Below are 22050 nucleotides of genomic sequence, written 5' to 3' on the forward strand. Positions count from 1 at the left end.
GCGGTAAGTTAATAGGTGATACTCTTTTATTTAAAAACAGAGGTGATGTTGTGGACGATACTAAACTATATACACTGTGGATAGAATCAGAAGAATGCTTAGAATAATATCGAAAAAGTTATTGCTGATCTTCTCGATGAGAGCGATTTCGACGTTAGATTCATTACAAAAAAGCCGCTACACAGTTCCCACTGTATAACGGCTGTTGTTATTATAGTTATGCAGTCGCTTCAATCGCGTTGTCCTGAATATAAGAACCAAGCTCTTGCTGAAGCGCTGTGCTGATGGAAGTCATTGGGAGGCGAAGCGTATCCGAATTGATTAGGCCATTTTGGCTAAGCATCCATTTGATTGGAGCGGGGTTCGATTCCTTGAACAAGAGACGGATGATCGGCAGTAGTTGTTCAAAGTTTTCTTTGGATAAGTCGAATTGACCCGATTTGAAGGCTTCGTATATACGGATACATTCTGCTGGATAAACGTTCGCAGTAGCAAGCATACCACCAGCTGCCCCGGAGCTAAGCATTTCAAAAAAGAGTGAATCGTCGCCGCCAAGCACAGGTTTGCTACCTGTACGAACTAGCTCAGTAACCATTTTGGTGCTACCAGAGCAGTCTTTTAATCCGACAACATGATTCATTTCTAGGATTGTACGTGCAGTATCTAGGGTCATAGCAGTACCCGTACGACTTGGAATGTCATAAGCCATGATCGGAATACCTACTTCTGCCGCTTTGCGGAAATGGGCAATGATGCCCTCTTGTGATGGACGACTATAATAAGGGACGACTACTAGTGCGCAATCCGCACCAAGGTTAGCTGCGATCTCTGTGCGAGCTACCGTAGAAGCTGTGTCATTGGTTCCTGTACCGACTACTAAGGGGATAGATGTAGATTGTAAAAGCTCACGAGAAGTGTTTACTAGAAGCTGCATTTCATTTACGGTTACAGTTGGCGATTCACCGGTGGTTCCATTAACGACCAGACCTTGTATGCTGTTGTTAATAAGGTTCTTTACATAACGCTGATACGAATCCAGATCGACTTCACCAGCAGCATTGAACGGGGTGACCACGGGGACATAAATTCCATAAATCTGTTGTTCTGTAAGCATAAATTATCGGCCTCCAAAATATTTTAATTCCTCTACATACACTTTACCATGGAATGTTGCATCGTCGTTAGCTATAATAAATGATGTGTATCATCAAAAATATTGATGTTAGGGTGAGGTTATGGATTTAACCTATTTACGAACATTCCGCGAGGTAGCTAAACGTCAGAGCTTTACACGTGCTGCTGAAGAGCTAGGTTATGCCCAGTCGAGTGTTACGATGCAAATACAGAAGATAGAGAAGGAATACGGAGTCCCTTTAATAGAACGGCATGGTCGCCAATTGCGTCTTACCCCGCCTGGAGAAGAGCTATTGAAGCTATTCGTGGAGATTTTGGATCTGTATGATCGTTCTAAAGAAACCATCGCCCAGCAAATAGGAGGCACGCTAACAATTGGGACAATAGATTCATTAGCCGCATTCTACTTGCCCCCTTACCTACAGCAGTTGAGGACGAAATTCCCGAAACTTGATATCCATCTACAAACTATGCAGGAAGCTAGTCTTGTGGCCAAAATAAAAGACGGGGAAGTGGACATCGGCTTGATGCTTGATCGTACCACTACGGATTCTCTACTTGATCGTACGATCATTAGAGACGAACCGCTTGTATTGATCGCTCCCATTAATCATCCACTTGCCCGGAAGGATATAGTAAGCTTACAGGATCTAAATAATTGTGAATTAATTGTTTCTGAAGAAAGCTGTATTTATCGGAGTCTGTTCGAGAATCTGTTAAAGGATCACGGCATTATATTCCGCATAGGCTTTGAGCTTTCGAATCTAGAAGCGATCAAACGTTGTGTAATGAATGGTCTGGGAATTGCCCTGCTACCAAAAATCGTGGCAGAGGAAGAAATTGAGCGGGGGAACTTGGCCGAGCTGCCCTTCGCACATCCGGAAATTCACTTTGATCTGCAGCTTCTGATGCATCCTAAGAAATGGAAGTCCCAGCCGTTGCAATTTCTAACGCAAATGTTACTTGTGAATGAATCGTTAGCGAAAGGTAGCATTATTTAATGAAAGTCGCTATAAATATTGACATTCAAAATCAGTTTATGTTATATAAAAAGAAGAATTAGCACTCATCTAAGAAGAGTGCTAATCATAGAGTGTTGTACAAGAAGGTTATTTTGAAAGGAGATTTATTTATTCATGGCCAAAAAAGAGTTTAAAGCCGAATCGAAAAGATTGCTGGAAATGATGATTAACTCCATTTATACCCAACGAGAAATTTTCCTGCGCGAGTTGATTTCCAATGCAAGTGATGCGATTGATAAGATCTATTACAGAGCATTAGCTGATGAAGGCCTGGTCTTCAACAAAGAGGATTACTATATTAAAGTGAGTGCTGATAAGGCGAACAGAACCTTGACGATTTCCGATACAGGGATCGGGATGACTCAAGAGGAACTGGAGAATAACTTAGGAACGATCGCGAAGAGCGGATCGCTTGCTTTTAAAAAAGAGAATGAAGCTAAAGATGGTCATAATATCATCGGACAGTTCGGTGTTGGCTTCTACGCTGCGTTTATGGTGGCAGATGACGTTACAGTGATCAGTAAGGCACTAGGCAGCGACGAGGCCTTTAAATGGGAGTCTAAGGGCGCTGACGGCTATACTCTGGAGTCTGTCGAGAAGGATTCTGTGGGTACTGATGTTATTTTGAAGATTAAAGAGAATACCGAAGAAGATCAATATGATGAATATCTGGAAGAATATCGCCTGAAATCCATCATTAAAAAATACTCCGACTTCATCCGTTTCCCAATTAAGATGGACGTGAAGGAGCAAAAGCCAAAAGTAGGCACAGAAAACGAGTTTGAGGAAGTTGTTCAAGAACAAACCGTAAACAGCATGGTACCAATCTGGCGGAAGAACAAAAGCGAGCTGACCACAGAAGATTACGATAACTTCTATGCAGAGAAACGTTACGGCTTCGACAAACCGCTTAAACATATTCATATCAGTGCCGATGGTGCTGTAGTATATAATGCAATCCTGTTCATCCCAGAAAATACACCTTTTGATTATTACACAAAGGAATATGAAAAAGGTCTTGAGCTTTATTCCAACGGTGTATTGATCATGAACAAATGTGCAGATCTGCTGCCTGACTATTTTAGCTTTGTAAAAGGTATGGTAGATTCAGAGGATCTTTCGCTGAACATCTCCAGAGAGATGCTCCAGCATGACCGTCAGCTGACCTTGATCGCTAAGAATATTAAGAATAAAGTGAAGAGCCAACTGCAAAGCTTGCTGAAGGATGAAAGAGAGAAATATGAGCAGTTCTATAATGCTTTTGGCAGACAGCTTAAATTCGGTGTGTACAATGATTATGGAATGCACAAAGATACACTTCAAGACTTACTGATGTTCTACTCCTCCAAGGAGAAGAAGCTGGTAACACTGGACGAATATGTATCAAGAATGCCAGAAGATCAGAAGTACATCTATTATGCATCCGGAGAGTCGATCGACAGAATCGAAAAGCTCCCACAAACCGAGCTGGTATCGGATAAAGGGTATGAAATTCTCTACTTCACTGATGATATTGATGAATTTGCGATCAAGATGATCCAGTCGTATAAGGAAAAAGAATTTAAATCCGTATCCAGTGGTGATCTGGGAATCGAAGCTGACGAAGCGGACAAGCCAACGGAAGCGGAAGAGAACGAAAACAAGGAGCTTTTTGAAGCGATGAAGGACATCCTGTCCGGCAAAGTGAAGAATGTTAAAGCTTCCAAACGTTTGAAGACGCATCCGGTATGCCTCTCTGCAGAAGGTGAACTGACGATCGAGATGGAAAAAATCCTGAAATCGATGCCGAATGGGCAAGAGGTTCAAGCGGACAAGGTACTCGAAATCAACATTCATCACGAAGTATTCCAGTCCTTGAAAGCGGCAGCTGAGAACGATAAAGAGAAGCTCGGTTTATACACGAACTTGCTGTACAACCAAGCCCTGTTGATCGAAGGATTGCAAGTTAGTGATCCTGTTCAATTCACCAATGATATTTGTAAAATCATGAAATAATATAAAGTACAGGGACCATCCAATTGTATTATGATTGGGTGGTCTTTTTCATGGGAATTATGGCGAATTCATTATGTTTGAGCTTATGCATTGACATTACTCGATAAATTAAGTATTATTTCCAGTAACTTGAATATGTAAAAGCAAAGAAGAGAAAGAGTACCACGGCAATTCTTTCAACAGAGAGCTCCGGTCGCTGAAAAGGAGTAAAGAAAACCCTTGGGAATATGGTCTCAGAGCTGCGCATCGAAACCTTATGGGTTGTAGGCTGCGCCGGAACCTGCATCCGTTACAGTGCTAGGGTATAAACGTTAATTAACGTCGTACCTGAAGAGGTAAATGTCATGAGGCATTTATAAAATTAGGTGGTAACACGTGAGTAGAACTCTCGTCCTTTGTGGACGGGAGTTTTTTTGTTGTCTAAAAAAAGGAGGAGAAGGTTAATGAGTAATGTGTTTATAGGTGGTGCTTGGCCGTATGCGAATGGATCTTTACATCTTGGGAGATTATCAAGTGTGTTGCCTGGGGATGTGCTGGCACGATATTTTCGCTCCAAAGGGGATAACGTATTATATGTATCAGGCAGTGATTGCCATGGCACACCCGTAGCGGTTCAGGCTGCGAATGAAGGAATTACGCCCGGAGCCTTTGCGAGCAGATATCATGAAGAGTTTCTGAAGTGTTTTGAACAGCTGGGATTTAGTTATGATCTATATACTCGAACGGATCAACCGCAGCATCATAAGGTCGTGCAAGAGTTGTTTACAAAGCTGCTAGAGAATGGTCATTTATATAATAAAACCATTGCGCAATGTTACTGCGAGGTAGATCAGCGCTTTTTGCCAGATAGATATGTAGAAGGGACTTGTCCGGTATGTGGCCAGCGAGCACGAGGGGATCAATGTGATTATTGTTCTACGATTCTAGATCCTGCCGATTTGTTAGACAGAGTCTGCAAATTATGTGGGAGTACGCCAACAGAACGGCCTACAGAACATTATTATCTTAGCTTATCTAATTTTCAGTCTGAATTAACGGAATATGTAGAGGAAGCACAATTTTGGAGAGAAAACGCTATTAAACTGACCAAACGTTATTTACAAGAAGAGCTGCAGGACCGCGCGGTAACAAGAGACTTGTCTTGGGGTGTAGATGTCCCTGTGGCTGGATTTGAAGATAAAAAAATTTATGTTTGGATTGAGGCGGTAAGTGGTTATCTATCAGCCAGTAAGCAGTGGGCTGCGCAGTCCGGAGGAAGCTGGGAGGATTTTTGGTTAGAGAATAAAGGGAAGATTACCGCTTATTATGTCCATGGTAAAGACAATATTCCTTTTCACACCTTAATATGGCCGGCTGTGTTATTAGGAGCAGGAGGTTTGCATTTACCGGACAGGATTATATCTAGCGAATATTTAACCCTTGAAGGGCAGAAGTTCTCCACTAGCCGAAATTGGGCGGTCTGGGTACCTGATATTTTAGAGCGGTATCAGCCAGATTCTATTCGTTATTTCTTAATTGCCAATGGACCCGAGAAGCGGGACACGGATTTTTCCTGGAGAGAGTTTATTTATAGCCATAATGGAGAGCTGCTTGGAGCATTTGGTAACTTTGTAAATCGTTCATTGGCTTTTGTAGATAAGTTTTATGAAGGGAAAGTGCCGAATGGGCAATTGGATAAGGGGTGGAGGGACAACATTGACCTCTTGTATCTGGAATCAGGGCGGCTTATTGAGGCTGGGAATATAAAAGATGCGCTGGAGTATATTTTTTCTTACGTGCGCAAGGCAAACCAGTATTTCGATCTGCAAAAACCATGGATACAGATAAAAGAGGATCAGGTTTCTTGTGATTCTGCAATATACACATGTGTGCAAATTATTGCGAACCTAGCGAATTTGCTGCATCCGTTTCTGCCGTTCTCATGTGACAAGATCAGGGGGTTCCTGTCGTTAGAACTACCGAATTGGCAGCCTTGCTCGGTGCCCCCTTACCAACAGATTACTGATTTACAATTGTTGTTTGAACGAATTGATATTAGTCGTATTAAAGAAGAAGAGGATAGACTAGTTCAACAACAAGTGAATAAATAGCGAAGATTCTTAACCATTCTTAAAGCTTTCAATAAACTTAGAAGCTAGTGATGATAAGTATTTATCCTTGATCCAGACGGCGGCGACCCGCGTGCGTAGTGATTCACTACTGATTTCTTTATAGATCAAATTCCGATTACTCGTTAATTCGAAAGCGGATTTGGGAATGATTCCGATGCCAAGACCAGCGTTTGCCCAGAGCAGTGTTGTTCGCGCATCATCATTCATACAGAAAATCAGCGGATCAAAACCATTCTCAAGACAGGTTTCCCGGATAAGCTGCTCAAAACGGCGGTAGATAATGAGCGGCTTATCTTTTAATTCACCGATCTCAACGAAGTTTTCATCTGTTTTCCAGTCATACTCTGGCGTCATTACGGCAATCATAGGCTCAGCCTGTGTGTAAAGACATTCTAAATTTGTAGCATTAAAGGGTGTCCTAACAATCCCGACTTCGACAATACCTTTACTCAAGAGGTCAATGATTCTAAAGGTATTTCCTTCATGAATCTCAAACTTCACACCTTGATACGTTTTGTGGAACTCACATAGCCGATCTTGAAGCAACGTAGCTCCAGAGGAAGAAACTGTACCAATGGCTAGGGTTCCTTTTAAACCTTTGACAAAATCAGTGAGCTCACGGGCAGTGGAATCTGCCAGCTCCAGAATTTGTTGGGCACGGTCCCGCAAAATGGCTCCAGCTTCAGTGAGCTGCACGCTGCGTGGACCTCGTTCCACTAGCTTTACACCGAGTTCTTCCTCCAGGAGTTTTAGCTGCTGGCTCAGCGGAGGCTGGGCCATTTGCAGCTTTCTGGCCGCGGATGTAATCTGTCCTTCCTCAGCTATCGCCATAAAATATTTAAGTTGTCTAATATCCATAAAAGAATCCTCCGAACTTGAGATATGTTAATCGTATGGGAGCGATACGAATCCAATATTATTAATATATGAGTAGATATGCCATAATCATAACTGTTCTTATACATATTTCAAGTGGTTAAATACTTCTTAGGTTGGGTGTGGATGAATTTGTTCAAAATTGCAGTATATTTAAAGCCGTACAAAAAAGAAGCGATCATCGGTCCAATCTTCAAACTGATGGAAGCCATTCTGGAGCTGATTTTGCCTACCATTGTCGCATTGATCATCAACAACGGGGTTGGTAATCATGACAGCGCCTATGTTTACCGCATGGGTGGCCTAATGGTTCTGATGTCACTGCTTGGTTTCGGTTGCTCCATGGTGTGCCAATACTATGCAGCACGAGCATCTCAGGGATTCGGCACGACACTTCGTAATAAACTGTTCAAACATATTACATCTTTATCGTACGCTGAGCTGGATACGTTCGGCACGCCTACGCTAATTAACCGGATTACCAATGACGTAAACCAGCTGCAGATTGCAGTCGCTATGCTGATTCGCCTGGTTATTCGTGCGCCGTTTATCTGTATCGGGGCAATCATAATGTCCATGATTTTGGATTTCAGATTATCGCTGATTTTAATAGCGGCAACGCCGATTTTTGGTATTATTTTGTATTTTATCATCACTCGAAGTGCGCCTTTGTATCGAAAATACCAGCAGAAGCTGGATGCCCTTGCGCTCGTTCTTAGTGAGAATTTGTCGGGGATTCGAGTCATTCGTGCTTTTGCAAAGAGACGTACGGAAAAAGAACGTTTTGATGCCTCATCTGAGGATTTAACCACTACAGCGATCCGGGTCTCGCGGATTTCCGCTTTACTTGGACCTATGACGACACTTGTAGTAAACGCGGCGATCATAGCTATTTTATGGGTAGGTGGAATTCACATTGATGGAGGGCGATTGTCTCAAGGTGAGATCATTGCCTTTATCAATTACGTCACTCAAATCTTACTGGCGCTTATTGTGGTCTCCAACTTGGTCATTATTTTTACAAAAGCCTCATCCTCTGCCAATCGTGTGAATGAAGTGCTGAGTGTCAAAGCATCCGTGTCCGAGGAAGGGAATGTCGTGATGACTGAACCTGAACCTGATTATACCGCTCCTGCCATATCATTCGATCATGTATCGTTTGGTTATAATACAACAGGAGAATTGGCATTAGAGGATATTTCGGTAGTCATTAACCGCGGAGAAACTGTGGGGCTGATTGGCAGTACGGGTTCTGGTAAATCTACTTTTGTGAACTTGATTCCACGTTTTTATGATGCAGTGCAAGGTGAAGTTAAAGTGGATGGAGTGAATGTCAGAGAGTATAAGCTGCATCAGCTTCGTGAGAAAATAGGGATTGTGCCGCAAAAAGCAGTGTTATTTACTGGAACAATCGCTGAGAATATTCGTTGGGGGAAGGAAAACGCAAACGAGGAAGAAATTATGCAAGCAGCCTCTGTTGCTCAGGCGGAAGAGTTTATTCGTAAATTGCCTGAAGGATTGAATACGCAGGTATCACGTGGTGGGCTTAATTTATCCGGGGGGCAAAAGCAGCGCTTAACCATAGCTCGTGCAGTGGTGGGTAAGCCGTCGATTCTTATCCTGGATGACTCCTCCAGTGCGCTGGATTTCGCTACTGATGCGGCTCTACGTAAAGCGCTCAAAGAGAGCAGCCAGCAAATGACCCTACTAGTTGTCTCGCAGAGGGTGAGCACTGTAAGGCAAGCGGATAAAATCATGGTATTTGAGGAAGGGCGGATTGCCGGCGTCGGAACCCATGAGGAACTGATGCGTGGTTGCGAAGTGTACAAAGAAATCTGCCTGTCCCAGCTATCGAGTGAGGAGTCGGGCCAATGAACAAAAACAACATTTGGAAGAGACTAATTGTATATACAGGACATTATAGAAAAATAGCTATTGGGGCGGTTGTATGCGCATTACTTAGTGTGATTGCTAGTCTAATCGGACCACTTCTTATCGGTAAAGCCATTGATTTTATGATCGGACCGGGAGAGGTGGATTTTGACGCCGTACTTAGACTGCTTTTGATTCTGGCAGCGGTATATATTGTCGGCAGTTTTTTTGGATGGCTCCTTACCTATCTGACAAATCGAATCGCCTACCGGACTGTATATGACTTACGTCGGGAGCTTTTTGATAAATTAAATGTGTTGCCTTTAAAATTTCACGACAACCACCCGCAAGGAGACAGTATCAGCCGTTTTGTTAATGATATGGATGCTGTCTCTGATGGACTGCTGCAAGGCTTCTCCACGCTGCTTACAGGGATCATCACCATTGTTGGGGCAATTGTGCTTATGATGTACATCAGTCCTCTGATGACCTTAGTAGTTCTTTTGTCAGCACCCGCTACCTTTTTTGTGGCCAGATTTATTACGATACGTTCTCAAAAGATGTTTAAAGAGCAGGCCAAGATTCTCGGTGGTCTCAATGGCTATGTGGAGGAAATGATCGGCGGGCAAAAAGTAGTCACGGCTTATCATTATGAAGAACGTGCAATGTCTCAGTTTGAAGATCAAAACGAGACGTTATACCAGACCGGTGTGAAGTCACAATTTTATGGCTCCTTATCTAATCCGACGACGCGGCTAGTAAATAACGTTACGTTCTCAGTCATAGCTATGATCGGTAGTGTTATGGTAATTCAGGGTCATTTCACGGTAGGGGATCTATCCAGTTTCTTGATCTTCTCCAACTTGTTCGCTAAGCCTTTTAATGAAATAACTGGTGTGATTACACAGCTTCAATCGGCAACTGCCTCTGCACAGCGGATCTTCGCCATTCTCGATCTAACGCCAGAACCAGCTGATTCTAAGGACGCCAAAATCATGAGCACAAGTCAAGGAACCATTACCTTCGAAAAAGTATCCTTTTCTTATCATCCAGAACGTCCCTTGATTAACGATTTCAGTCTAGAAGTAAAGCCCGGTACCCGAGTTGCGATTGTAGGTCAGACTGGAGCGGGGAAGACAACGCTGGTAAACCTGCTCATGCGTTTCTACGATGTGGACCGTGGGTCCATCAAGATAGATGGTGTGGATATTAAGACAATTACCCGTGACAGCCTGCGACGTAATTTTGGGATGGTGCTGCAGGATACTTGGCTCTTTGGGGGCACGATCAGAGATAATATTGCTTATGGAAAACCTGGGGCTACAGAGGAAGAAGTCATCGCTGCTGCTAAAGCGGCTAATGCGCATAGCTTTATTAAACGTCTGCCTGAAGGGTATGATACGAAGGTCAGTGGCTCAGGGGATAATCTCTCCCAAGGACAGAAGCAGCTGCTTACCATTGCACGAGTAATGCTTGTAGATCCGCCTATGCTTATTTTAGATGAGGCTACAAGCAGTATTGATACATTGACTGAGGTACGAATTCAGAAAGCTTTTCTGACTATGATCGCTGGTCGGACCAGCTTTGTGATTGCCCACCGATTGTCAACGATTCGGGAGTCGGATCTCATTCTTTTCATGAAGGATGGAGATATTGTGGAGAGTGGTACGCATGAGGGGCTCCTAGCCAGCGGCGGATATTACGCACGATTATATAATAGTCAGTTCGCGACAGCGTAGACTTTATGATTAAAAGAAGCATTCGGACCCCAATTTTGGGTGCGGATGCTTTTTTGTTGTTAGTAACACGGTATATACTGTTCTAAAATGAAACCGGAGATGGTTCCCTTCGTATCCTTAAATATGCAAATATTAGGGAGGGAATTCATTACAATGTCAATGTTTAAACGAATGCTCGCGAGCGCCGGAATTGGAGCGGCTAAGGTAGATCTCATACTCCATCAAGATTTCGTGAACGCAGGTGATACGATTAGTGGTACCGTCCAAATTCAAGGCGGGCGAGTGGATCAGGAGGTCGATGACGTCTACGCATTCGTTAAGACGCGTTATTTGAAAGAACTGAATGATAAGAAGATGGAAGTGGAAGCGACGATATCCAAATTCCTGTTAGCAAGTAAATTCAAAGTAGATGCTGAGCAGGTCTATGAATTTCCCGTCTCATTCCAGCTTCCGGCGATAACGCCAGTGACATTAGGTAGATCGCCAGTTTGGATTCAAACCGGACTTGATATTAAAGAGGCAATTGATCCAAAGGATCAGGATTATCTTCAAGTAGGCCCTCATCCATATTATGCCATTATTTTGGATGCGATGAATCAGCTCGGATTCCGTATTCGTGAAGTGAATTGTGAATATTCACCGCGCTATGGCAGGATCAATGGCTTAGATTTTGTTCAAGAATTTGAATTCGTTCCCCCCTCACAGTTCCGGAACCAACTAGACGAATTAGAAATCATTTTCTTTCCAAATGAGGATGGCATTGAATTACTTCTGCAGATTGATCGCAAGGCACGTGGTTTAGCTGGGTTGTTCGCCGATGCGCTTGATACAGATGAGAGTTTTGTGAAAATACGCTTCGATCACAATCAACTTGCTTACGGAGTTGACTATGTAGCTGATCAACTGCTGGCAACGATCCATAAGTACGTATAAACGAATGGAATAGGATTATATAAGAGAGGGGAGAACCCCTCTTTTTTCGTTTTTTATAAAGAAAAATTTATTTATATGAAGGTATGAACTAAATGGACAAGATAAACGTACTATAGTAAAACTATCCTAACAACGTATGAAACGGTAGGCATTGATTACATGATGAAAGTTACTAATACGTACATGAACGGAAAGGGAGTGCTCAAATGCTGACAATAAAACATTTTACCAAGAGCTACAAGGGTGGTAAGAAGGCAGTAAATGACTTGAATTTAGTGGTTGAGAAAGGCGATATTTATGGCTTTATTGGTCATAACGGTGCGGGGAAAACAACGACAATTCGGGCAGTGGTAGGTGTTCTTGATTTTGAGGAGGGGGACATCGAAATTGGTGGATATTCTATCAAAAAAGATCCTTTAGCCTGCAAAGCGATTACTGCGTATATTCCAGATAATCCAGATCTATACGATCATCTGACAGGCATTCAATACTTGAATTTTATTGGTGATCTTTTTAGTGTATCGAAAGCAGATCGGGAGTTGTTGATTAAGAAATATGGTGATGAATTTGAAATTACATCTCATTTGGGGGATTTAATCTCCTCGTATTCTCATGGTATGAAACAGAAACTCGCGATCATCTCAGCACTGATACATAATCCGAAGTTATTAGTGCTGGATGAGCCCTTTGTGGGACTTGATCCAAAAGCGGCACACACGCTAAAAAAAACCATGACGGAGATTTGCAGTCAGGGCAGTGCGATCTTTTTTTCGACGCATGTACTGGATGTGGCCGAGAAGCTTTGCAATAAGATTGCCATTATTAAAGCGGGTGAGTTGATCACCCACGGCAAAACAGAAGAGGTGAAGGGTGACAGTAGCCTTGAAGATGTATTTTTGGAGTTGATTAAGCATGATTAATATCTGGAGATTGACGAAGATTCAGCTGATTTCTTCCTTTGGGTTAAATAAGGCCTTGCATACACATGATGTGAAAAAAAGACGCAAAATGCTTTGGCTGAGCATCGGGATCCTAATTGGAGTTGTCATGATGGCTCTGGTTTCATTTGGTTATAGCTATATGATAGCAGAGACCCTTGAACAGATTGGCCGGCCAGAGCTGCTGCTTGCGATAATGATGGCAGTTACTTGCTTAATCGGATTTTTTACAACGATTTATAAGGCAAGTGGTGTATTATTCGGCTCCAAAGACTACGATCTCGTAATGTCGCTGCCAATCAAAACGAGTCATATTGTAGCAAGTCGGGTGGCTCAGCTTTATGTGTTAAACCTATTCTTCTCTTTGATGGTGATGGTACCTGCAGGCATTGTTTATGCAATAAAGCTGAATCCCGACGTTCTATATTATTTGTATTTTTTGATTACGCTGTTATTTATTCCATTAGTGCCGATCATTGCTGCAACGATTATAGGTGCTCTGATCAGCTGGGTTTCCTCAAGATTTAAAGGAAGTCGTATAATAACTCTCATCCTAACTTTTGTTGTAATTATTGCTTTAATTGTTGGTTCAGGTCAAATAAATGGTAATAATCCACAATTACTTGCGGATATGAGCGCTCAAATCGCTGATCAAATATACAATTTGTATCCTTTGACGCTTATGTATGTAAATGCGGTTTGCTCGTTTCAAATGGATTCCTTAGTACTGTTTATTGCGATTTCGCTGATTTCTTTTATGCTGTTTACCATGGTACTTGGCAGTAAATATAAAGCGATACACACAGGTCTTACGACTTCTTTTTCAAACAATAAATATCAAATGAAATCACTTACAGTATCCTCACCGCTTTACACATTGTATAAAAAAGAGCTGCGTCGCTATTTTAGTTCTTCTATATATGTACTCAACACGAGTATAGGAATGGTTATGTTACTTGTATTGGCGATCGCTTTACTGTTCGTTAGTGCAGAGCAACTAGGACAACTCGTTGAGATACCAGAGCTTTCAAATTATCTGAATCGACTGGCTCCACTGTTTGTTTCCGTTTTTGTAACTTTAAGCTGTACGACATCCAGTTCCATATCGCTCGAAGGTAATAATATTTGGATTTTAAAAAGCGCACCTGTGCCGACATTAACGATATTGCTAAGTAAAATCGCAGTGAATCTTACGATTACCGTGCCGATTGTAGTTGTCAGTAGTGTGCTCCTCATGATATCTCTAGGTACCGGATGGATGGAAAGCTTGTTATTACTGGTTATTCCCGTCTTATATGCTTGCCTTACTGCAATGATAGGTGTGCTCGTTAACTTGAAGTTACCTAAACTGGAGTGGACAAATGAAGTATCGGTAGTCAAACAAAGCGCATCCGTCTTAGTGGCGTTATTGATAGGGTTTATAAGCTTACTGATTCCTTTCGGTTTGAGTCTTCTTCTAGCCGATCTGAATAGTAATCTCGTTTTGTTAGGTCTTTGAATGTTGATATTAGTGGTGTGTGGTGCGATGTATCGATATATTAAGTCAAAAGGGGAGCTTTTATTTCGGGCTCTTTAAAGAGTAAGGGCATTCCAAAAGCCGGAATTGGCTACTGGGATGCCCTTACTGCATTTCTTGCTACGCATTGGCCAACTGTTCTATACCCCGCACTAATATTTTCAGACCTGTGTGAAACATCTTGTCAGAGCCTATTTCATTGAAGATATTGTTCTCGTACATCCGCTTTATAACATTAGGACCCTCTCCGTTTAAGCGCTCAAGGGATTGTTTAAATACCTCTCTAGCATCCCCGAGGACTCCATTTTTCATGGCTACGTCAATTCGATCCTGTTCATACTTGTCCAATTCGAAAGAGATCACATAGTTTAACACGCTTGAGATTATAGAGAACTTATCACTGTCGGTTAAAGGCAGCGGCTCCACAATCTGTAGCAACGTATTCAGCAAAGCTAGATAGTCTGGTTCCGAAGGTAATGTTCTCATCAAGAGCTGAGCGGAACAAGGATATTTATGTAAAACACCTCGAATTTGGTCCGCAAAATGAAACAATTGATCATTCCATTCCCCTTCGAGAGAGGCAGATTGTAGGGTTTCTTTTGCTACTTCATTGGCAAGTGTCTGAAAAATACTCTGTTTGCTCTTAAAATGCCAATAAAGTGATGCAGCTTGTATATTTAGTAGTTCTGCTAATTTCCTCATACTGAAAGCCTCTATACCGACATTATCTAACAGCTCCCAAGAAGCTTTAATTATATCTTGTTCGGTGATTTGTAGATTTTTGATTCTCATCGAAATGACCTCCTGTTCCTATCTTCCTTTATCTTAATCCATCCACGAGGGTTGGTCTACCAGCGTTAGATTAATATGCGTCACATTTGAACAGTTGAAGCGATCAGATGATAATCTTACACCGTTAGATATTTCTGTTTACAGTCTATTATTCCGGTGCTATATTAATCTTACAGTGTTAGTTAAAAGGCGGGGCGGATTAGTGAGGAAGTTCCTGATAGAAATTTTGTTGAAAAAATCTAAGAGGATGTGTATAGAACATGATGAATCCAGAAGTGAAAATATCCCAGCCAGTCACAAAAGAATTCTCCATAAAGGCAATACTCCCAGTAATTCTGGCACTAATAACAGGGATGTTATTAGTTATGCTCGACAGTACTATTATGAACGTAGCTATTACACAACTTGAAAAAACCTTTGCAACCAGCTTAAAGACCATTCAGTGGGCGATTACTGGTTATACCCTAGCGTTATCTGTAGTTATCCCATTAGCCGGTTGGTTTTCGGATAAATTTACGGCTAAAAGAGTCTTTTTAGCTTCAATTGTATTGTTTACAATGGGTTCCGTATTATGCTCACTGGCAAAGTCACCGACAGAGCTGATTATTTTTCGCGTAATACAGGGGTTAGGAGGAGGGATGATTGCTCCAATCGGCATGGCAATGTCTTTCAAAATTGCACCTCCTGATAAAAGAGGGTCTATTATGGGCTTGCTCGGACTACCGATGTTGATTGCGCCTGTGCTGGGCCCTGTACTGTCAGGATGGCTGTTGGAATACGCAAGCTGGCACTGGATTTTCCTTATTAATGTTCCGATTGGTTTTATTGCGATGATCGTTGGCATTAAGTTTCTTCCGGTTACAGAGAAAGGGAAAAAGGTCAATCTGGATATTTGGGGTGTGATTTTATCTCCGCTAGCGTTCTCTAGCTTGGTGTTCGGGGTTCACAGAGGGGGAGTAGACGGATGGGGTGACAAATATACGCTTATTACTCTTATGTTCGCCATCATTACGCTTACTCTGTTTATTTTTGTGGAGCTGCGCCAAAAAGAACCGTTATTGGAGCTTCGTTCTTTCCGTTCGTTTGAATTTAGTAAAGGTATGATTCTGACCTGGATTAATCAATTCGCCTTATTTGGCTCGATTCTGTTAATCCCTCTATTTTTGCAACTGGTCAGAGGTTTTTCTTCTTTCGAATCTGGATTGATGGTCATTCCCCAAGCGATAATATCCTTTGTCGGCATGATCATCGGTGGAAAATTATTCGATAAATACGGCGCTCGCCTTCCTGTATTCTCTGGTCTTGTGCTGTTATCAACCGGACTCTTTCTTTTAACACGCTTGCAAAATGATACAAATGTATATGTTATGATCAGCTATCTCGCCATTATGGGATTAGGTCAAGGATTATCTACTATGCAGCTCGGTACACATGTACTTAAGGCAGCCCCAAAAGATTTGATTAGCCGTGTAACACCACTCACAGCATCCGCTCAACAAATTATTGGTTCCTTTGCCGTTGCAATAATGTCTGGATTATTGACATCCAATATTGCTTCTCATAAGAGTCAAACGAATATAGGTGGTGTTGATGTTCAAGCGATGGTCGCAGGATTTCATGATACGTTTCTAATTTCAATGGCTTTGGCACTTTGTGGTATGGTAATCAGTCTTTTCCTTCGTAAACAGAAAAACTGATCTTTTCACACGCTACCAATATTTTAGCAATGTTTATAGCATCTATCCTTGGTATAATTCGAAGATTGATAACCAAGGGGGAATCTCTAGCCCGTGAAAAGTATATTAGCTAGACTTGCTATAACTACACTTGCTTTTGTGCTCGTAGCTGGAGTATTTATTCAACATATATCGGCTGATGATGAGGCACCTTTTAAAGATATAGATACTAGTTATGCTAAAAATGAAATCATAGAATTGTATCACCGCAACATATTAACCGGCACAACGGCGACAAGCTTTTCACCTACTCAATCAATTACTAGAGCGGAATTCATCACGGTTCTAGACCGTCTGCTACAGCTAAGTCCCACAGTTAGTCCAGTCTCTCCATATACCGACGTAGTGAAGAGCGCTTGGTATTACGGCTGGATACAGGCAGCTGTTCAGCTTGAGCTGGCTAACGGAACTTCGGCAACTACTTTCGCGCCAGCAAAAGCAGTTACCAGGCAGGAAGCGGCTGTATGGATGGCCAAAGCTTTAAAGCAAACAAACCATACTTCTGCTCTAACTTCGTTCAATGATCGAAATGAAATTGCTAGCTGGGCAAGATCAGCTGTTGCTACTGTAAATGATCTGGGTTTAATGAAGGGGGATAATCGCAAGAATTTCCGGCCCTCTGATCCTATTACTAGACAGGAAACGGCCGTCCTCATGGACCGAGTGCTGCAAAATGAGAGTTGGGCAGCAGAACTTGAAGATGAGCCCGAGGATCGCATCGTTATAGGCTGGCAATATGGGCAGACGACGGCACAATACGAAAATACGGTTCTGAAATCCAACGTTAACACCTTATCACCACGGTGGTATTATGTAGGAAGTACAGGCGCAGTAACGGATTCAACGGATGCTTCGCTGATCACAGGGGCAAAGAAGAATAATAAGAAAATATGGGCGATGGTAGGCAATCGATCGGATCAAGAAGCGACCCATCAAATGTTGTCGAGTGCAGTCACAAGGAATACGGCAGTAAATCAATTAGTAGCTTTAGTGAGCAAATATAGATTAGATGGACTAAACATTGATTTTGAAAATGTAGCCCCTGACGATCGTGAGTATTTGACCTCGTTCATTACATTATTAGCTGAGAAAATGCATGCTCTTAACGCGACGCTGTCGATAGACGTCTCTCCCGATCTTGGAACAGATTGGACAGATGCTTTTGACTACGCTGCACTAGGTAAGCAAGTGAACTATATGGTGATGATGGGTTATGACGAACATTATGACGGGAGTAAACTTCCAGGGCCCAATGCTTCTATTCCTTTTGATCAACATGCAGTGGATACTGTACTAAAGGACGTACCCAGCCATAAGGTTATATTGGCACTGCCTTTATATAATCGTGACTGGACATTGAATCCGAATGGTACGGTTTCATCTTCAAAGTATATCTCGCTTCCGGAGCAAAATCAGATTATTAGTAGCTATGGAATGAAACCCGTATGGAATGAGACTTTAGGACAATATGTGGCCAACTATTCGAAGCAGTCCATAAAGCACACGATCTGGATTGAGGATGGCCGTTCATTCATAGCAAAATACGACTTAAGCGTTAAGAACAATCTAGCCGGAATTGCTTATTGGTATATAGGTGGAGAAAGCGCAGATATATGGTCTAGCGTAAGTAATGCAGAGAAATTTTACGATTATACGTTTTAAAAAGAAAGACTGGATGCATATAGCTATCTTGCTAGGGCATTCAGTCTTTGTATTTGGTTATCACAGCGCCACGACCGCGTGTTAGAGTGAAAGCTCGGCACCCAACAGATACACTTTAAATCTGTGTTTTAGTCATTATAAAATCTATTTGTTCTTCATTACCCATATAGAAAGAGTGAGTCCCTGTTTGAACGAAGTTCATTTTTTCATAGAATTTAATTGCATTCTCATTTTTTTCCCAAACGCCTAACCAAACCTTTTCTTTATTCTGATCTTTTGCTATGTCTAAAGCCTTATTTATCAGGTATTTACCTAGTCCACGTTTATGAAATTTTCCCCTGATATAAATTCTCTCGATTTCGAGCGAATCATTACCCATTTGTTCTGATTGGGCATCATTAAAGTTTAGCTTTAAATACCCTGCAACTTCCTTATTCAAAAAAATAAAATAGAATTCCGAACAAGTATTTAATAATTCTTTTTCTAATTGTTTTAAATTAAAAGCATGATCTAAGTAAGCTTCCATAATTGCAGGTGTGTTTTGATTCTGAAATGTATCGTTAAATGTTTCAACACTAATTTCTTGGAGTAACTCTAAATCTTCAAACGTACACCTTTTTATATTTATGGTCATTTTTATTTGTCCTCCGTTTACTAAGTCAATAATCAATACTCTCTTTTGTTTCCTTTTTTGACTAACTCCCAGTCTTTTTCTACATTTTTTCTGACTCTCTGAAGCAAGATAAATATATTTTCTACTTCACTCTCAGAGAATCCAGATAATGCGACCTTATTGGAATGATCGTTTTCCCTTTTTATGTAAGGGTACAAAGTCTCCCCTTTGTCTGTAGGAAATAGTTTTTTTATTTTTTTATTTTGATTGTCTTCTTTCTTTTCAATAAATCCATTCATTTCTAATTTCTTAATTGCACGTGAAGCTGTTGTTCGATCTACTTTTATCATCTCAGCTAACTTTTCTTGAATTATTCCTGGGTTTTCACATATTCGAACAAGGTACAAATATTGCCCTTTTGTAAGGTCATGTTCTGCAAATTCTATATTGCTTATTGAATCTAATGCCCTAGCTATCATTCCAATTTCACGTAGGATTTCCTTCATAAATAACTCCTTAACGCGTATTTTGTTGTAAATGCAATAAATAATATGTATTAACTTATCTCATTTTTGTTGCATTTGCAATAAAAAATAAATAAAATCATTGTGAGTAAAGTGAAGCATGACTTCTATAGTATTAGAAATATATAAAACTAGCCCATGGTATTTCACTATTTGGTATTACCGCGTAAATGGTAGTCCCCTCGTTATTGAATGGTTTTCCAGCTACATCAGCAAACAATTCGTTCTGGCCAAAGTCTGCATTTCGTATTTCATTAATTAAGGTGAGTTTTGTGAAACAATGTTCCCATAGGTTATAGCATAGGGAGGAGTGCCTCCGGTAGTACTCCAGCGCGGAGCAGGATGTCAAAGTCCAGCTGTGCCTTGATGATCCTCATTCTTAAATCTCTCCTGAAAAAGAAAATGCCCCCTCGAATAGGGGGCTTGTTGTTACGTCACGAAAATGATAAATGTCCTACATTTTGATTGACCATCTACTTATTAAATACAAGGGGATTAGAAGTGGACCGAAGGGTGATTATCGCGAATTTGATTGCGCACATTTCAGGGGCTGCACGTTATTAGTTTGATGCCGCATATTTCGCTGCTTCATTAAACGGGTATAGGAATGGCCTTACAACTTGCCCTTAGAGAAAGTGCGGAGAAGCGAACCATAAGTGACGGCGAAATTTGCGAGTCACGATACCGGCTCAAGAAGACCGTCTACAGAAGACCAATTTAAGTTGCCAATGGTATGTCTTTAAGCTCTTATCCTTTTAGTGAGCCGGACGTGATGCCGTTAATGATATATTTTTGCATGAAAATATAGAACAGGATGAGTGGAGCGACCGCTAAGAGCATCATCGGGAAAAAATTCGTCCAGTCGGTCGAGAATTGCCCAATATTGCGGAATACTTCTAGGAGTAATACGCCCTTTGAACGGGATTGCAAGAACAACAACGGCGTCATGAAATCATTCCACACACCCAGCGTATTCACGATCGCTACAGTGGCAATTACCGGCATAAGCAGCGGGAACACAATCTGCAAGAATGTTCTCCACACCCCACAGCCGTCTACCCTTGCCGCTTCTTCCAGTTCAAATGGAACGGCAGAGCCGATAAAGCTTTTAATTAAAAAGATAGAGAACGGGAGGTTGTAACAAATTTCAATAAGAATAACACCCGTGTGAGAATTCATAAGCCCGAGCTGGGCTACCTGTTTATAAAGTGCCAGGATCCCCATTTGATACGGAACCATCATCCCAACCATGAATAAAAGGAACACGATCCGATTGAAATGGCTCGTGCGTCGTACCAAGCTGTATGCAGCCATCGCGGAAAACATAACAATACCCGAAACCGAGGAAATCGTAATGATAAGATTGTTTCCCAACACATGAATGTAGTTCATTGCCTTAAAAGCGCGAACGTAGTTGACGAACGTGATGTTAACTGGAAGACCCATTGGATGAGAGACCGCATCAGCCGGGGTCTTAAAAGTCGTAATGATCAAATAGTAAATAGGGATCAAAAAAATCGCGGCTATGACGATCAAGAGAATTTCAGTAACGGCAGACCCTTTAGTATATCGATTCATATTACCGCCGCTCCCACATTTTGATTAGTGTAAAGTGAAGAAAGGTGATAAAGCCAACGAGGATCACGAAGACGATTCCGAATGCGGCTCCGTAGCTATAGAAACCTTCACTGAGCCCTTTTTTGATCATGAGTGATACGATCGTTTCAGTAGAATACCCCGGGCCACCTCCAGTCAAGGCATAAACAATATCAAATACCTTCATACCGTTTATCATCCCCATAACCGTATTGAAGGTGATCGCTGGAAGCAGTAGAGGAAGCGTGATATAACGGAACAATTGCCACCCGTTCGCTCTGTCGATCTTCGCCGCTTCATAATAATCTGTTGAGATGCTCTGCAAGTTGGCCAAATAAATAACCATCGTGTAACCAACCCACTGCCATACGGAGGCGATGATGACCGAATAGAGTGCAAGATGCGGGTCTCCGAGAAAATTGATGCGTTCAAAGCCAAGAGCAACTACAAGTTGATTAATCAAGCCGAAGTCGGAGGGTGAGTACATAAAATTCCAAAGAAAACCGATAACTAATACGCTGAACACCGCAGGAAGGAAGAAAGCAGCCCGCAGCAGATTTTTTGTTTTTAATCTTTTATTGAGAAAGACCGCTAATGGAATGGCTAGCAAATTCTGTCCGAGCATAGCGAGTACTGCATAGATTAAAGTATTTTTAATACCTGTCAAATAGATTGAATCTTTAAATAGAGCGATATAATTGTCTATACCAACAAATTTTACAACAACTGGATGCACATCCGACCAATTTGTAAAGCTGTATAAAGCAGTTTTTATCGTCGGAAATATGAAAAAGGTACAATAAATAAGTAAGGCAGGAAGCAGAAGCAGAACATAATTGATTTCTCGTTTGAAAAAGTTTGGTTTGTTCATGCGCAACAACCTTTAGCTTATAGGATGTACAAGGGGCAAAGCGCTTTGCCCCTTGTAATTTATACGACCTATTTAGATTTCTCCAGTAGTTCAACTGCTTTCTTGTCTACCGCTTCTAAC

General features: G+C 41.6%; 17 protein-coding genes and 1 other annotated feature. Of the genes, 10 read left to right on the top strand and 7 right to left on the bottom strand.

Going from position 1 to position 22050, the window contains the following annotated elements; all coding sequences use genetic code 11:
* Positions 1 to 217: 217 nt before the first annotated feature.
* Positions 218 to 1114 (bottom strand): 4-hydroxy-tetrahydrodipicolinate synthase, encoded by an 897-nt coding sequence (dapA, locus tag CA598_RS17645; protein WP_094877316.1) that lies wholly within the window; start codon positions 1112 to 1114, stop codon positions 218 to 220.
* Positions 1115 to 1235: 121 nt separating this feature from the next.
* Between dapA and CA598_RS17650 the strand changes: the two genes are divergently transcribed.
* The 3 genes from CA598_RS17650 to metG all read left to right on the top strand — a co-directional run bounded on the left by CA598_RS17650 (position 1236) and on the right by metG (position 6241).
* Complete coding sequence (locus tag CA598_RS17650; RefSeq protein WP_094870265.1) at positions 1236 to 2135, top strand: LysR family transcriptional regulator; 900 nt, start codon at positions 1236 to 1238, stop codon at positions 2133 to 2135.
* A 135-nt stretch (positions 2136 to 2270) separates the two neighbouring features.
* Positions 2271 to 4151 (top strand): molecular chaperone HtpG, encoded by a 1881-nt coding sequence (gene htpG, locus CA598_RS17655; protein WP_094877317.1) that lies wholly within the window; start codon positions 2271 to 2273, stop codon positions 4149 to 4151.
* Between the two features lie 137 nt (positions 4152 to 4288).
* Positions 4289 to 4550, top strand: a binding site (T-box leader).
* Positions 4551 to 4594: 44 nt separating this feature from the next.
* A complete protein-coding gene (metG, locus tag CA598_RS17660; protein WP_094877318.1) occupies positions 4595 to 6241 on the top strand; it encodes a methionine--tRNA ligase in 1647 nt (548 codons plus the stop codon).
* A gap of 9 nt (positions 6242 to 6250) precedes the next feature.
* Here metG and CA598_RS17665 read toward each other — a convergent pair whose 3' ends face one another.
* The gene (locus tag CA598_RS17665; protein WP_094870262.1) at positions 6251 to 7120 is read right to left on the bottom strand and encodes a LysR family transcriptional regulator; all 870 of its coding nucleotides are present in this window, start codon (positions 7118 to 7120) and stop codon (positions 6251 to 6253) included.
* Positions 7121 to 7270: 150 nt separating this feature from the next.
* Between CA598_RS17665 and CA598_RS17670 the strand changes: the two genes are divergently transcribed.
* The 5 genes from CA598_RS17670 to CA598_RS17690 all read left to right on the top strand — a co-directional run bounded on the left by CA598_RS17670 (position 7271) and on the right by CA598_RS17690 (position 14118).
* Complete coding sequence (locus CA598_RS17670; protein ID WP_094870302.1) at positions 7271 to 9013, top strand: ABC transporter ATP-binding protein; 1743 nt, start codon at positions 7271 to 7273, stop codon at positions 9011 to 9013.
* The gene (locus CA598_RS17675) at positions 9010 to 10749 is read left to right on the top strand and encodes an ABC transporter ATP-binding protein (protein WP_094877319.1); all 1740 of its coding nucleotides are present in this window, start codon (positions 9010 to 9012) and stop codon (positions 10747 to 10749) included. Before CA598_RS17670 ends, CA598_RS17675 begins: the two co-directional genes overlap by 4 nt.
* Positions 10750 to 10902: 153 nt before the next feature.
* Entirely contained in the window at positions 10903 to 11682 is a 780-nt protein-coding gene (locus CA598_RS17680; RefSeq protein WP_179283697.1) for a sporulation protein, read from the top strand.
* Between the two features lie 206 nt (positions 11683 to 11888).
* Positions 11889 to 12602 carry an ABC transporter ATP-binding protein gene (locus CA598_RS17685; RefSeq protein WP_094877321.1) on the top strand — a complete coding sequence of 238 codons (714 nt, stop codon included), beginning with the start codon at positions 11889 to 11891 and terminating at the stop codon, positions 12600 to 12602.
* Positions 12595 to 14118 (top strand): ABC transporter permease, encoded by a 1524-nt coding sequence (locus CA598_RS17690; RefSeq protein ID WP_256990532.1) that lies wholly within the window; start codon positions 12595 to 12597, stop codon positions 14116 to 14118. The genes CA598_RS17685 and CA598_RS17690 overlap by 8 nt, the downstream gene beginning before the upstream one ends.
* Positions 14119 to 14256: 138 nt before the next feature.
* On the opposite strand, the gene CA598_RS17695 is transcribed toward CA598_RS17690, so the two are convergent.
* On the bottom strand, positions 14257 to 14928 hold the full coding sequence (locus tag CA598_RS17695) for a TetR/AcrR family transcriptional regulator (protein WP_094870257.1): 672 nt from the start codon (positions 14926 to 14928) through the stop codon (positions 14257 to 14259).
* Positions 14929 to 15188: 260 nt separating this feature from the next.
* Between CA598_RS17695 and CA598_RS17700 the strand changes: the two genes are divergently transcribed.
* Positions 15189 to 16625 carry an MDR family MFS transporter gene (locus CA598_RS17700; RefSeq protein WP_094877322.1) on the top strand — a complete coding sequence of 479 codons (1437 nt, stop codon included), beginning with the start codon at positions 15189 to 15191 and terminating at the stop codon, positions 16623 to 16625.
* Positions 16626 to 16718: 93 nt separating this feature from the next.
* Positions 16719 to 18326: an S-layer homology domain-containing protein gene (locus CA598_RS17705; protein WP_094877323.1), complete on the top strand. Its 1608-nt coding sequence runs from the start codon at positions 16719 to 16721 to the stop codon at positions 18324 to 18326.
* A gap of 115 nt (positions 18327 to 18441) precedes the next feature.
* On the opposite strand, the gene paiA is transcribed toward CA598_RS17705, so the two are convergent.
* The 4 genes from paiA to CA598_RS17725 form a co-directional block, all read right to left on the bottom strand.
* Positions 18442 to 18960 carry a spermidine/spermine N(1)-acetyltransferase gene (gene paiA, locus CA598_RS17710; RefSeq protein ID WP_094877324.1) on the bottom strand — a complete coding sequence of 173 codons (519 nt, stop codon included), beginning with the start codon at positions 18958 to 18960 and terminating at the stop codon, positions 18442 to 18444.
* Between the two features lie 32 nt (positions 18961 to 18992).
* Positions 18993 to 19445: a MarR family winged helix-turn-helix transcriptional regulator gene (locus CA598_RS17715; protein WP_094877325.1), complete on the bottom strand. Its 453-nt coding sequence runs from the start codon at positions 19443 to 19445 to the stop codon at positions 18993 to 18995.
* A gap of 765 nt (positions 19446 to 20210) precedes the next feature.
* Complete coding sequence (locus CA598_RS17720) at positions 20211 to 21041, bottom strand: carbohydrate ABC transporter permease (RefSeq protein ID WP_094877326.1); 831 nt, start codon at positions 21039 to 21041, stop codon at positions 20211 to 20213.
* A gap of 1 nt (position 21042) precedes the next feature.
* Positions 21043 to 21930 (bottom strand): carbohydrate ABC transporter permease, encoded by an 888-nt coding sequence (locus tag CA598_RS17725; RefSeq protein WP_094877327.1) that lies wholly within the window; start codon positions 21928 to 21930, stop codon positions 21043 to 21045.
* Between the last annotated feature and the right edge of the window lie 120 nt (positions 21931 to 22050).

This window comes from Paenibacillus sp. VTT E-133291 (assembly GCF_002264395.1).
GTDB classification, from domain to species: Bacteria; Bacillota; Bacilli; order Paenibacillales; family Paenibacillaceae; genus Paenibacillus_AQ; species Paenibacillus_AQ nitricinens.

What these genes read in the sequence shown, in the direction of transcription:
- dapA (WP_094877316.1), bottom strand. Translation starts at nt 1,114, where the DNA reads ATGCTTACAGAACAACAGATTTATGGAATTTATGTCCCCGTGGTCACC.
- CA598_RS17650 (WP_094870265.1), top strand. Translation starts at nt 1,236, where the DNA reads ATGGATTTAACCTATTTACGAACATTCCGCGAGGTAGCTAAACGTCAG.
- htpG (WP_094877317.1), top strand. Translation starts at nt 2,271, where the DNA reads ATGGCCAAAAAAGAGTTTAAAGCCGAATCGAAAAGATTGCTGGAAATG.
- metG (WP_094877318.1), top strand. Translation starts at nt 4,595, where the DNA reads ATGAGTAATGTGTTTATAGGTGGTGCTTGGCCGTATGCGAATGGATCT.
- CA598_RS17665 (WP_094870262.1), bottom strand. Translation starts at nt 7,120, where the DNA reads ATGGATATTAGACAACTTAAATATTTTATGGCGATAGCTGAGGAAGGA.
- CA598_RS17675 (WP_094877319.1), top strand. Translation starts at nt 9,010, where the DNA reads ATGAACAAAAACAACATTTGGAAGAGACTAATTGTATATACAGGACAT.
- CA598_RS17680 (WP_179283697.1), top strand. Translation starts at nt 10,903, where the DNA reads ATGTCAATGTTTAAACGAATGCTCGCGAGCGCCGGAATTGGAGCGGCT.
- CA598_RS17685 (WP_094877321.1), top strand. Translation starts at nt 11,889, where the DNA reads ATGCTGACAATAAAACATTTTACCAAGAGCTACAAGGGTGGTAAGAAG.
- CA598_RS17690 (WP_256990532.1), top strand. Translation starts at nt 12,595, where the DNA reads ATGATTAATATCTGGAGATTGACGAAGATTCAGCTGATTTCTTCCTTT.
- CA598_RS17695 (WP_094870257.1), bottom strand. Translation starts at nt 14,928, where the DNA reads ATGAGAATCAAAAATCTACAAATCACCGAACAAGATATAATTAAAGCT.
- CA598_RS17700 (WP_094877322.1), top strand. Translation starts at nt 15,189, where the DNA reads ATGATGAATCCAGAAGTGAAAATATCCCAGCCAGTCACAAAAGAATTC.
- paiA (WP_094877324.1), bottom strand. Translation starts at nt 18,960, where the DNA reads ATGACCATAAATATAAAAAGGTGTACGTTTGAAGATTTAGAGTTACTC.
- CA598_RS17715 (WP_094877325.1), bottom strand. Translation starts at nt 19,445, where the DNA reads ATGAAGGAAATCCTACGTGAAATTGGAATGATAGCTAGGGCATTAGAT.
- CA598_RS17720 (WP_094877326.1), bottom strand. Translation starts at nt 21,041, where the DNA reads ATGAATCGATATACTAAAGGGTCTGCCGTTACTGAAATTCTCTTGATC.
- CA598_RS17725 (WP_094877327.1), bottom strand. Translation starts at nt 21,930, where the DNA reads ATGAACAAACCAAACTTTTTCAAACGAGAAATCAATTATGTTCTGCTT.